This window comes from Mycoplasma zalophi (genome assembly GCF_018914005.1).
In the GTDB taxonomy this organism is placed as follows: domain Bacteria; phylum Bacillota_I; class Bacilli_A; order Mycoplasmatales; family Metamycoplasmataceae; genus Metamycoplasma; species Metamycoplasma zalophi_A.
In genome coordinates, this window is sequence record NZ_JAHMHI010000001.1 from 562,088 (window position 1) to 576,616 (window position 14,529).

Annotated in this window: 6 protein-coding genes; 4 read left to right on the top strand and 2 right to left on the bottom strand. The window is 24.3% G+C overall.

What is annotated here, in order from left to right; all coding sequences use genetic code 4:
- Nucleotides 1-112 precede the first annotated feature (112 nt).
- Both KQ877_RS02290 and KQ877_RS02295 read left to right on the top strand, forming a co-directional pair.
- Complete coding sequence (locus tag KQ877_RS02290; protein ID WP_216535932.1) at nucleotides 113-8,305, top strand: ABC transporter permease; 8,193 nt, start codon at nucleotides 113-115, stop codon at nucleotides 8,303-8,305.
- Complete coding sequence (locus tag KQ877_RS02295; protein ID WP_216535933.1) at nucleotides 8,305-9,171, top strand: ABC transporter ATP-binding protein; 867 nt, start codon at nucleotides 8,305-8,307, stop codon at nucleotides 9,169-9,171. Before KQ877_RS02290 ends, KQ877_RS02295 begins: the two co-directional genes overlap by 1 nt.
- A gap of 32 nt (nucleotides 9,172-9,203) precedes the next feature.
- Here KQ877_RS02295 and tpx read toward each other — a convergent pair whose 3' ends face one another.
- Both tpx and KQ877_RS02305 read right to left on the bottom strand, forming a co-directional pair.
- Nucleotides 9,204-9,686, bottom strand: a complete 483-nt coding sequence (tpx, locus tag KQ877_RS02300; protein ID WP_216488353.1) for a thiol peroxidase — start codon at nucleotides 9,684-9,686, stop codon at nucleotides 9,204-9,206.
- Nucleotides 9,687-9,749: 63 nt separating this feature from the next.
- Entirely contained in the window at nucleotides 9,750-10,508 is a 759-nt protein-coding gene (locus tag KQ877_RS02305; RefSeq protein WP_216535934.1) for a hypothetical protein, read from the bottom strand.
- Between the two features lie 157 nt (nucleotides 10,509-10,665).
- Between KQ877_RS02305 and KQ877_RS02310 the strand changes: the two genes are divergently transcribed.
- Together KQ877_RS02310 and KQ877_RS02315 are read left to right on the top strand one after the other, a co-directional pair.
- Entirely contained in the window at nucleotides 10,666-12,846 is a 2,181-nt protein-coding gene (locus KQ877_RS02310) for a HinT-interacting membrane complex protein P80 (protein WP_216535935.1), read from the top strand.
- Nucleotides 12,846-14,498 (top strand): HinT-interacting membrane complex lipoprotein P60, encoded by a 1,653-nt coding sequence (locus KQ877_RS02315; RefSeq protein WP_216535936.1) that lies wholly within the window; start codon nucleotides 12,846-12,848, stop codon nucleotides 14,496-14,498. The genes KQ877_RS02310 and KQ877_RS02315 overlap by 1 nt, the downstream gene beginning before the upstream one ends.
- Nucleotides 14,499-14,529 lie beyond the last annotated feature (31 nt).

Genomic DNA, 14,529 nt, shown 5'->3' on the forward strand with positions numbered 1-14,529 from the left:
TATTTTTGTGCTAATAAGGTATTATTTTTTTAAATTTACAACGATAATGTATTTTTAATATAAAATTAGTATTATTTTTATATATTATATAAAAACAATCAAGGAGGATGTAATGATTAGATTATTAAAAGAAGTTTTTAGATCACTTTCAAGAAATAAAATCACAGTAATCGGATTAACAATTTTAATTTTTATTACTTGTGGATTATTCACATTATTATTTGACATTAAAAAGAGTTATACCTCAACACTTTCAAGTTATCAAACTGTTTCTAAAATGCAAGATTTAACAGTTAATTTAGATGTCAATCCTAATGGAGAAGTTCCTAATGGAGGATATGATCAGGTTAATGATGAAGGATTAATTGATAATAAACCAATAATTTATACACCGGATTCTTCGCTTAAATTATATAAACAAAGTACAAAAAATTTAAGTGTGCCTGAACAAGAATTAAATTTTTTAAATATTAGAAATTTTTCATTAAATAGTAGCCCTCTAAAAGATCAAGATATATATATAGACAGTAGCATTTTTCAAAAATGATTTTTTGACAATCAAAACAACACAGGAATTGCTATTTTTGACATGAAAAATGGTTATTTTGAGTTAACTAATGATATTGCACTTCCTATTTATTTAAAATCACAAGATAATTATTCAAGAATATTTCATGATATTTCAATCAATGCAACAGAAACATTTACTTTCGATAAACAATATAAACTAAAAGATATTGCAAACATAATTAATACTCCTTCTGGTTCTACGCATTATAAGTTAAATGATTACTTGGTTAAACCACTAGACTTATTTATTAATCCCAAAACTAAAGAAGCTTCTTTTGATACTCATAAATTAGAATTATGAACAATTGAAGGTGATGTTGTTATTATTTCTGGCGAGAATATATTAAAACAATTAGGTTTTACAAGAGCTGAAAATGATAGATTTTATTTTAAAAATACCGATTCACAAAAAGATTTACATTTTCAAGAACCTTCAAAAATTACAGAACAAAACATAGATTCTAAAACTTTATTAGTTAATAAGTTTTCATTAGTTAATTATTTTGCTTCACAAAATATTGATCAAATAAATTCAAAAATTTATGATACATTTTTATTCCAAAAAAATCAAAAATATCAATTTCCTTTAAGTTGAATTCAAAATGTTGAAATAGAAACAGAATTTGAAAAAAGATTATTTAAATTAAATTGAGATTATAATACAGAAAATAATGCTTCTAATTGAAAGGGTAGCTATTTAAGTTATATTTCTAAAATTTATTCAGATAATAACAATCAAATACCTAATGATATTAAAGAATTTGGTTTTTGAACAAAATCAACAAAAACCAGATGATATTTAGAAACAAATTCACCTGGTGAATGACGTTCAACTAAAGAACCTATTTCATTAGATGATTTAGATGTTGTTTTATCTTTAAAAAATAACCAACCAACCTCTACTGAAAAAGACACCATTGCAAAAATTGAAAATATTGATCCTCAATGAAATCAAGTTAAGATAAGAGAAAAATTTAATGAAATTTCAAATACTAATTTACTTCAATTAAAAAGAAATGAACTTGCTCAAGGAGCAAATAATGTTGCTAAGAAAGCAATTATAAAAAAAGTTGTTAATAAAGTTGGAGAAGAAAATGTTGGTCTAAGACAAACTTTAACAGTTGAAACTATTAATGATGGAGATTCAAAGAAAAATATTTTCCATTTTATAAATACAGGTGATTCTAATAACTCTATTAGAGGAGTAAAACAAAATGTTGGTAAATTATATAATGAAGTTACCAATCCAACCATTTTAAATAAAACCGATAGTAGAAGAAACATTGAAGAATATTTATTAATTCCTGATAAAAATTATCCAAACAGAAAAACAAAATTACCTTCTGAATATGCAAAAAATATAATTGAATATATTTTTAAAGGTTATACACCTGATCCAAATTATTTAGATACAGATATTAGATTTGAACCATATTATAATTATTACCCAGGAACACAAATTCCTTATTTAACTAACGCTAAAATTCTTTTATTAATTTCAGAAGATGAAGATAATAATACTGTGCAATATGCAATTGCAAAAAGTGAGGTTAATTCAAAAACGGGTGAAGCTAAGTATATTGTTCTTGGACAAAAAGAAATAAATGGTGAGTTATACTGAACAAGATTATTAATACCAGAACAAGAAAGTAGTTTATCAATTAATGAATTAGACAACTTTTTAATTCAACATAGATTAACAATAAAAGCTAAAATAGGTAAGCAAGGTTGAGCTAAAATAGATCCAAGTTATAAAAATAGCATTTATTTACCTATAAATTATGGTTCAGTAGATAATGCTGCCATCATCGATATTACACAAAATAATACAATTAATATTCTTATAAAACAAATTAAGCAAACAATATTAAAAACAGATTTATCTAATTTATTTACAAAAGAACAATTAGATAAAATTTTAGCAGCAGGTCAAATAGCAGTTGAAAAAAATCAGCTACATAATTTATTAGCTTCAGGAAAAACAAATGAAGTTATTATTAAAGTTGTTATATTTGATTGATTACATGAATTATCAAAATCTACTCAAAGATCAGATGAGAAACTATTAAATTTTAATATTAATACCTTTTGAGAATCAATTGTAAACAATATCATAGGATTCATTAAAAACAAATATACCTATGATAATAATGTTTTAAGAACTCATGAACAACAAAGAAATTATCTAAAACAAGAATTAGATAAATTAGAAGAATTGTTAATGAATATAACTGGCTCAAAAACACCATTTTTCAATAACTTAATTTTAGGATTTAAAATTTCAAATATTATTGATTACATTAAAGATTATGATAAACTTTTAGACTCAATTAGTTCAATACTTACATCAATTGATTTATTAAAATTTTCATCATTAGGTAGACAATGATATTTGAAACACCCTTATAAACCTTATTTAAATGCTAACGCAAATTATTACACATTAAGTTCAGATGAAATAACTTCCTTCTTATTACAAAGCATTGATGAAAACAAAATCAAAAAAGCTTTAAATACATTAATACAACAGATAGATTTTAAAGCTTTGTTGAGTCCAGAAAGTGATTTAAGTATTTATAAAAAAATCTTAATTACAGCTGAAAATGCAAATAAACCTTTAGGAAATTCTGAAAAAACAAGATTAACATCTTTATTTAATAAATTAAACGGATATGAAGATCCTCAAAAAGCATTTGATAACATCAATGAAGCATTAGAAATTTTAGTAAATTCATTTTCTTTAGAAACTTTTAATAAAAACATCACTCATTTTCTAGATAAAAGTGAACAAAAAGAACCAGTTATTGCTAATGGTGTATTATTTAACAATAACTATATCAAAAGACTAAAACAATCAAATTGAATTGCTAGTTTAATTAGTGCATTAACACAAGCGCAAGCAAACAATCACAATATCTTAGGAAAAGTTAAAACAATACAAGAAGCAATTAAATTACTTGCCAATTTATCATCTGCTACTCAAAATGCAGCGGGATTACATATTCCAACAAGCGATAATAAAAAAATATCATTTGATGATTTAGGTTCATTAGGGTTAATTAGATTCCCTTCACCTGAAGATAAAATAGCAACCAATAATTATATTGGTCAGTATGATGCTAATAAAATTTTTGCCTTAAAACAAAAAATAGATACAGCCATTGCTTCAAATAAAAATCTTTTAAAATTCAGCATTGAAGAATCAAGTTTTTTAACAGATATTATTTTAGTAAACAATGCTGAATTTCAAGATTTAGAAAAAATATCAACTAAATTAAATAATTATTTAAATCTAATTTCAAAATTGTTAATAAAAAATTACCAGAATAATATAAATCCATATAATTTAAATTTTGAAGAAGATGCAACTGTACCTATTGCAACATATGGAGATTTAGCTTATCGTTCTGCTTTATTTAATAAGAATACAAAAAATACTGATTCAAATGAAGTATTACATTTTCTATATAATCAAATAAAACCTATTTTAAGTGGTTTTCTAACAAAAGATGCAAATGGATTTATTGGTCAAGAGTTAAATTTATATTCTTTTTGAATTAAACTAACATATGAATTAAAAACTACAGTACCCAACATTACATTTGATGAAATTAAAACAATTATTTTAACAATTTTTAATTTCATGCAAAATGAAAATGTTGCTAGATTATTAAGACAATATGAAAACGTTGATAATCAAATACCTTCTTATAATTCAATGCTTGGTAGTGATTTGAATAACTATGCAACAATACTAAAAATAAGTAAAGGATTATCAAATAATATTGTTTCAACAAAAGAATTTGAAAACTCTAATCTTTTAGAAACATTACAACAAGATTTAGCACAAAAGAATTTAAATAATTATTGAGAATATATAAACAAACTTCTTAATAAAAATATTTATCAATTCGTTGCAATGATGAGTATGTTAAATGAAGCATCATTTATGCCTACTTTTTACAAAGAATCACAAGAGCAATTTGTAAACAACTTTATAAATGCTCCTGAAAATTCCACTTTAGGTTCTTTAATAACAAGTGATTATGATTTAGCTGTTTTATACAAAAACACACTGTCATACTCACAATTATCAAATCAAATTAGAATATTAGGTATAAATCCAATAGTAATAAATCCATTTATGGCTTTAAGTTTTCCTCAAGTACTTTTATATACTGCTATATCTGACCAAGAAAATAAGGGAAATTTAGCATATTTGGTTACACAACTTTCAAGAGATTTAGAAACTATAAATATTGATGATCTTGATAAATTAATTAATCCTTTATATGATTCATTAATAAGACAACAAGAATTATCTGATTCTGGTGATAAAAATATTGCTTTAGATATGTCTTATTTCACATGATTAAAAAATAAATTCATTTTAAAAGATCAAGATGACCAAACAATTTTCGGATTAAATACAAACAAAATTTTTGAACAACTATTGTTTTCATTAATTTCTACTAACTATGTAAATAACTTAGTTGCATATAATGATACAAGTGCATATTTAGCAAAAATTAACTACGCTTACTTACAAAAAAATAAAAAAGAAGTTTATACTGGTAATATCGATGAATATTTAAAAGATCCATTTAAAATGGCTGTATTCATCAATACATTGGACTCAAAATACAAAATAAAAATTAACTCAATTGAATATTTAATTATTGGAATTGATACTACAGCTGATTATTTATACCCTGTAATTAATGAAGAAAATTTACAAGTAGATACTTCAAAACAATCACTTGTTTATGTAAATAGTAAAGGTTTTGATAGAATCAAAAGTGCTTATCCTACTTTAGCGCTTAAAGACTATTTATTAGTTAAAAAAGGTGAATTTAAAGACACAGAACTAAAACAAGAATTTTCAGAATTTATTGCTTCAATTGCAAGTAATATAACAAACAAAGTATTTTTAGCTGATGAATTAGATCCAATTAACCCTGAAATTTCAATAAGAATTACTTTAGTACAAAAAATTATTCACTCTATAGGTAATGTTCAGTTATTTAGTTTAATTATATTAATAACATTAGTATCAATATCTGTTTACTTTATTATTAGAAGATATATAAATGATAGAAATAAAGTTATTGGTATATTACGTTCACAAGGTTATAAAGCTAGTGAAATATCATTTTCATTTAGTTCATTTGCATGACCAAGTACTATTGTTGGATCTATTACAGGTTATATTCTAGGTCACTTTGTTCAACCAATAGCATTTAAGGTTTTTTCAAGTTATTGAACATTACCAACAACAATGATTTCATTTAACTGACTAACATTGGTAAATACATTCATAGTTCCGTTTATATTTTTATCAATATTAATATTCTTGATTACGATGTTTAGTATAAGAATAAAAGCAATTGAGCAAATGTCTGGATTAAGTGAGTTAAATGTTGGAAAAATTTCACAAAAAATTGCAGTATTATTCAGAGTATTACCTATTAAAAGTAGATTTATTGCAATGTTAACTTTAAATAACTTCTGAAAACTATTTAGTTTATTTATAAGCTTTTCAATCACTTCATTGATTACAATGTTTAGTTTAAGTAGTTTAAATGTTTTCCAAAAATCAATCCAAAGAACATATCAAAATAGAAATTACAATTTTAAATTAGACTTAGAAACACCAACAATAGAAGGTGGTCCTTATATTCTATATAACAAAAATAATTTAAATGATTTATTATATGTTCCAGATGATTTAAGTGCATCAAGTCAAGGTGGAGATAAAAACCAAACAGACTATAATTCACCATTTTATTTCAAACCAGGTTATAGCTATAATACAGATGTTTTAAATAAACCATTTGCACCATCTGTTTTAACAAAATCATCACTTGATATTTTATTAGATACTTCAGTTGAGTTATCGCCTTGAGATGTTGTTTTTGCAAGTTTACCTGAAACACAAAAAGCCAGAATAATTCAAATTTTTAAATCAGTATCTACAAAAATGTTTAACACACAAAATTTACACTACACAAATAGCGATACTACTTATTTTGATCCATTATCATTAGAATATGAGTCACTATATGCAACCGAAACACCTGATCCAAATTCTCCAAAAATAAGTTACTTTACGTTTAATGAATCAAACATTGTTGCAAGAGGAATAAAAAATGCTTCTTCATTAGGACAATTCTTATTTGTTGAATATGATAAATTTAATAACTTCTATAAAAAACCAGCATCAATTAAAACTGATAAAGTAAGAAGTTTATATCGAAACTTTTTAGTTGACGCTTATAAAAAAATAGATAAAAATGATTTCTTTATGAGTTTTGGTGGAGTAATTTGAAATAACCATACAAACGAAAAATATTCATATGCAAAAACGTCAATATTTAATCAAAATATTGAAATATATGGATATAAAAAAGATTCAAAATTTATTGAATTAAGAGATGCAAATAATAAAGACTTAAATGACGTTTTATATAAGGACTTTCCATTTGATAAACCTCTACCAGATAATTTAGAAAACGCAATTTTACCACTAGTTATTAATAATGTTGTGGCAAAAAAATGAGGATTAAAAGAAGGGTCTATTATTAAATTTAATATTCAAAATCACGTAGATAGATTTGTTGATCAAATATTAAATATAAAAAATGACAATCACACATTTACGTTTAAAGTTGTTGGAATTAATGAAACCTATATTAATAATGAATTAATTACAACTAAAGAAATCGTTGATAGAATAACTGGATTAGATAAGTTATCAACCTGAATTAAAGAAAAAAGACAAGATGAATTAAATGTTTTAATTAAGCAAGATCCAGATAATGCTTTAGAATATAGTCAATGATTTAACAATGAATACGAAGCATTTAATGGTATTTTAAGTAACGATGAAGCACCGGAACAAACAATTAACACACTAACCACTTATTCATCAAGCGGATACTGAGGAGCTATTCAAAGTTACAACGCAAATGTCGCAGATGATAAATCAATTACAGATTTTTTTAAAAAAATATTTGTAGGACAAAGTGGAACTGATCCAATGTTTAAATTTACAGTAGATTCTTATAATCAAACACACAATACTCAGTTAGATTGAAGACAAAAAATTAAAGAATTTTTAAATGTAACTGATGAACAATACAAAACTTGAGGAGATCAAGCATTGGTAAATGAACCTATTGAACCAGAAATTAAAAAATATATGATTAATGCAATAAATAGACTATATGGTTCAGAAGGATCTATTTATGGAAAAGATATATTATATGGTGCTTCACAAAGCGTTAATTCAAAAGATATTGAAGCAGGATTTATAAGTGGTATTGCTGCTACAATTACAAACATAACGCTAGCATTTATTATCATAAGTTTTATTGTGTCAATAATTATTTTAATTATGATTACAAACTCAATGGTTAATTCTAATAAGGAATCAGTTGCAACATTTAGTATTTTAGGATATTCAAATAAAGAAAAAATTTATTTATTCTTCTTTAATTACATACCAATCATTCTCTTTGCGTCTTTATTAATGATTCCAATTACATTCATATTAATTGTTTCATTTAATGCCTTTATGCTCGCAACTAGTCAGATGGTACTTCCTCTATACTTATTCCAATCAACAATTTTAATCAGTATGTTAGTATCATTATTAGTATTTGGAATAACAAGTATATTTGCATGAATAAGTTTAAATAAAATTAAACCTGTTTACTTATTGAAAGGAAAATAATGTTTAAGAAAAATAAAATTGAAAATGATAAAAAACAAACAAATGAAACACCAAAAAATACTCAAATTAATGAAAAAACATTAACAAAGCAAGAAATTAAAAAGATTTATAAAGCCAATAATAAACCAAGACCCAAAGATGAATATGCTACTGAAAAAAATTCTGAAGGTGTTATTATTGAAGTTAAAAATGTTACAAAAACTTATCTTTCAGGAAATTTAGCAACTGAAGTTTTAAAAGGTGTTAGTTTTGAAATTAATCGTGGTGAGATTGCTGTTTTATTTGGAAAAAGTGGTTCAGGTAAATCTACATTATTAAACTTAATAAGTGGTTTAGATAGAACAACAACAGGACAAATTATTGTAAATGATGTTGCTTTACCTTATTTATCTAATGCAAAGCAAACATTATTTAGAAGACAACATATTTCTTTTATATTTCAGAATTATAATTTATTACAAAATTTAAATTCTTATGACAATGTTGAAACAGGTTCATATTTGCAAAAAAATAAAAACAAGCAAATGAATATTAAAAAATTATTTGACGATTTTGATTTAACAGATTGTATGTATAAATACCCTTCACAAATGTCAGGGGGACAACAACAACGTGTATCTATTTTAAGAGCACTTGCAAAAAACTCCGAAATAATTGTGGCCGATGAACCAACAGGAGCTCTTGATGAGAAAACATCAAAATTAGTACAAAATATTCTTTTAGATATTAATGCAAAATATAATTCCACAATAGTTATTGTTTCTCATGATCCAGATATTGCAGCGATTGCTGATAAGGTAATTTATTTAGAATTAGGAAAAATTAAAGAAATTAAAACAAAAAATAAAACAAGAAGAGATAACTAAAAAAATATCAAGCATTTTTTGCTTGATATTTTTTAAAAGAATTTTAAAACTTCTTGATAGTTTGGTTCGTTTGAAACTTCATTTACATATTCAACGTGTTCAATAATGTCATTTTCATTTACTACAAAAACTGCTCGAGTTAATAGTCCAAGTTCAGCAATTTTTGTTCCTGTTTTTGCAGAAAAATCATTGTATTTAAACTCACTTAATGTTGTAACTTTTGTATTTTCTTTAGCAGCGCATCAACGACTAAAAGCAAATGGTGTATCATAACTAATTACAACAACAGGAAAAGGTTTGTCTTGAAAGTCATGCATAAACCTAGTAGTTTCAAGCTCGCAAACCCCTGTATCAATGCTAGGAATAGAAAAAATCAATCTTCTTTTTCCTGCAATATCTTCTGAATTAAAATCTGCTAAATTAAGATCAACTGCTTTAAAATTTGGGAATTTATCTCCAACTTTTAGTTGTTGACCAATTAAGTTCATTTCATTTCCTTTAAAAGTTATTTTCATTTTTTCTCCTTTACTTTTAATTATAATTTAAAATAAAAAATCCCTAATAAATAAGGATTTTTGTTATTTATTTTTATCTACTTTAATATAATCAACCGTATTTATATACTGAAAATTATTTTGTGGAACTTTAATGTTTTCATATTTTTCAGCTAATTCACCAAATACGTTTGTTAAATATTCCTTATATTCGTCTAAAACATGTACTTTTACGTCTTTTAATGAATAATTTGTCGTTCTGTAAGTTATGTTATTAATTCAATTATTTACAATGTTTTTGCTTCTTGCTGATAATACAAAAAATCCTTCATAATCATTATCATATAAAATATTTACAAGTTGTTTATAAGTGTTCTTTTTAATGCTAAATGCCAATAAATTACTGATTATTTTCTTAAATTTTATAGAGGAAATATTTGTGTCTTTAAATGTTTTATTTTTATATACTCAATCTTTTATTTTATTGCTTGTATTTAGATATTTTTTTACTTTTGAAACAGTTGTAGGAATAACTAAGTTGATATTTAAAAATGGTGTTGCTGTGTATGTTAAATTATCTTTATATAAAAACTTAATTTGTTTATCAAAATATTGTGTTGATTTTGTGTTATCCATTACTCTATCTGGAAATAATTGTTTTAATTTTTCATATGATTCAAAAGTCATCATAACTTCATGATAATCTAAATTTTCAGTGTAATTAAAACCTGTTATTGCAAATAAAAGTGAATAATTGTCTAAACTGTATCAAATATTATTTTCTTCACAAATTTTGCAGAAACTTTGTAAAATAATTTCTTTATTCATTCTAATTTTATTCATAACATATATTATACTTTCATAGTTCCGCTTTTAAAATATTTGTTTTAAATATTTATTTGCAGCAATCACTTATAGAAATTCTTTTATTTTGTTATAATTTTATTATTAAACTTTTTAAATATATTTTAATATATTAAAATACAACGAAGGAGTTGAGATGGCAAGAAACAATAATTTTGTCAAAAAAATCGCTCGTTTTAATTCAACTAAAGCGCAGCAAAATAAGAAACCAGTTTCTAAACAAGAAGAAACTTTAGAAGTAAAAAAACGTTGACCTAAATACTTATTAGGATTTTTAATTGCAGGGATTTTAGTATCAGGGATTACTATTCCACTTGTAGTGGCCGCTAATAGAGCAAAAGAAGATTACCCTGTTTTAGATAAAAATTCAGTAGTATTTAAATTTAAAAATAAAGATGGTAGCATTTCTCAAATTGAATATTCAGATTTAAAACAAGCTGTAGATTCAGTAAATGAAGGAAAATATGTATATTCAAAAGTTAGTGATGAAATTGCACTATATTTATATGAACAAGAATACAAAGCTAGCGCATGATATGAAGCAATTTATAACTCTAATAAAGTAGCAAGTAAGAAAAAATATTTCAAATTGCAATCTGTTAAAGAAATTGAAAATAATAAAGCAAGAATTTTAGATGATTTAGAACAAAGATTACAAACTCAATTTGGATTTGGAAAATGAGAAACAGAATTTAAAACTGAGTTAGCAAAACCTGAATATGGTTCATCAAAAAACAAAGCAGATGCTGTTAAACATTTAGTTGCTCAAGAAATCAGAAGAAATGCTTTTGGTCGTTTCCAAACAGAAATTAACAGTGATTTCACTGTTTCTGAAGTAGAAAATGGTTTAACCGCTGAACATGATGTATATTACATGTTTTATAATTCACAAACACAAAAAGAAGAAAGAGTAGATTTATTTAAAAAAGGTGAAGTTATTCGCTTTGGAAACGGTGAAAAAGATTTACACTTTATTCATACATCAGGAAATAATCAAAACGTTTATATCCCAAAAGATAAATTAAACACTACAGATCCAGGGGAAACTAAAGTTTATGCATTTTTAACAAAATCATTTTTAAATGACAAAAAAGATGCAGGAATTTATATAAATGACTGATTAGCAACTCAACCAATTATTTATTCAAAATTAAACTTAAAAATGACCCAAAATCAAACAGCTGCTGATTTACCATTTTCATTTAGTAAACAAGAACTTATTAAATTATTAACATTTACAGATTTTAATAATGGAACTGATGATTCGCAAATTGATTTACCAATTAATAGAATAAACAATTTTAAAGGTATTTCAAACTTTGTTAAAGGTGAAAATTTAACTGATGAAGAAACAAAACAAGCAATTAATGATAGTTTACTTTTAAATGTATTAGGATCAGCGAATGATAATACATACGGTTCAGAAGGATTTAAATCATTATCGGACATCTATTCAAGTGAAAAACCTGAGTTTTATTTACCTTATATTTCAATAATAAATAATGATTCAATTTATACACCTAATGAAAAAAATAATTTCTTTACTGACTTAAAAACAAAAATTATTGAAAAAATATTTAATAATGAACAAGTATACAGTAGCATAATAAATAAACAAGCTACTTCATGAAGCGAATCAGAAAAAGAATTAGCGATTAACAATAATAAAAAAATTGCAGATTACATTAATGAAATGACAGATTTTGATAGCAAAATGGGTAATTTATTACGTGACTTATTTGCACAAAGCGACTCAGATTACAAAACTAATTTAGTTTATAAAATTAATGAAAATTACGCTATTTTAAATAGTACAGGATTAAATTTACTTACTTTATCTACAGTTAATTCAGAAGAAACTGCAAGAAAATTAATTCTAAGCGATTTATCAAGAAAAGCAAATGACGTTTCAACTACTGCTTTAAAACCACCATTTAATATTGATAATATGTTTAAAGACTTACTAACTTCAGATTTTATTACAAAAAAAGTATTAGAAGATGCTAGTTTTGTAGAATATCTAAAAACTTTAAAATACAAAAATTATTCAACTGATGAAGAACAAAATTTCAGTGATAATGATGTGGAAGTTGCTAAAAAATACTCAAAAATTCTTTTAGAATTCCAACATTTACAAATTCTAAATGGAAAAAGTACAGAAATAAAAGAATATATAGATTCATTAATAGATAAAAATTTAAGTGCTGATTATGTATTTAAAAATGGAAAATGAATAGTTAAAAATCATGGCGATAAAGAATTTATTAAATTTATTTATCCAATATTTGAAAAACAAATTAATGGAGGTAATAAATAATGAAAAAATCATTATTATTAAGTTTATTAAGCGTTTCTGTATTAGCTCCATCAACAGCAATCGCCGCAATTTCTTGTGCACCATCAGATCCTTTAGATTTAAATGAACGTGGAAAACAAGAAACAGTTTTAACTAGTCAACAAACTAAAACACTTATTTTACAAAGTGTTGCAGATAATTTAATTTCAAATATTTATTCATCAGAAATAACAACAAAAACAGAAGATACTATAAAAACTTTATATGAAAATAAAAACTCACAATTTTATAAAGATTTTAAAAAATTCTTTACTGTTTTTGCTAGAAAACAATTAGATGTAAATGGTCAATTTTTTGTAACATTACGTCAAAATTTATTAAATAATAATGTTGATGTAACTAATTTCACTCCCGTGGGTTGAGAAATGCCAACTGATGAACAAATGGACTTTTTATTCAATAATTCAACTAAACTTTCACAAAGTATTCGTTTAGAAATTGAAAAAATGATTGTAGTATACAATTATTTACTGCAAAATAGACAAGAAGTTTTATCTATTACAAGAGATGAAAAAAACAATGATAAATCACTTTTAAAAGTAGATATTTCTAAATTTACAGACGAAAACAAAAGAAGATTTAATTCTCTTGATAAAACTTCAAAAGATGTATATCTAATTAAATACCTTTTAGATAATAAATTAGCAGAATCATGAAGTTTTGAAAGAACTGAAAACGTTCAGCTTCTACAAGGTCATGCGTTAATAAATAATGTAGATACATACAATGCATTAATTCAAAACAATAATTTAAAATATAAAGTTATAGATGATCAAACTTTATTAGTAAATGGTTCAGATAACATCGATTTATCTAAATTGCGTGGATATAATGGTGTTCATAAATATACAGGATCATCAACTGGTGATATGAACTACGATAATTACAGTTTAGAAACTAAAGATTACACAGTTGAAGGTTTTGTAAATCCTTTTAATAACGGAATTTATTCAGTTAAACAATTGACATTTAATGCAAGTGTTTTAGATAAATTAAAAGCAAAACCCGTAATTTCTCTAAAAGAAGAATCAAAACAAAAAACATCATTTGAAGTTGAAGATTTTAATGTTGCTGAATTTACTTACAATGCTGATACTAAAACATTTACAAGAACTATTGATAATACAACATTTAACTTTAAATTAACACGTATTGAATCAACTAGTGATGGAAATAACATTAGATTAACAGTAGAACTTTCAGTACCTGAATTAGGAAATAAAGCAAAATACGTTTTTAGCACTGAACTAAGAAACAAAAATCAAACAGAAGCAAGACAATTTGATCCATTTGATTTACCTAAATTTGTAGATTTTTATAACCCAAATTCAAAACATATTGAAGGTAAATACATTATAAAAATTGCACCAAGAATGGTTAAAAAAGAATCATCAGAAACTCAAAAAGAAACTCAATATGTTTCAACATTAGAAAATACACCATGAAGTACCAATGAACAAAAAGATAAAATAGCTTTAAATATTGTATTTTTAGATTATCCAATATTATATAAAGCAGTTGTTAAATACTTCAATGAACAAGGCGTTGGAATTGATACCAACGGAATGGAAAAACTAATAGTTGATTTCTTAAAAGCTGAAGATTTAATATAAAAGAAAAAAGCTCTCTTTCATGAGAGTTTTT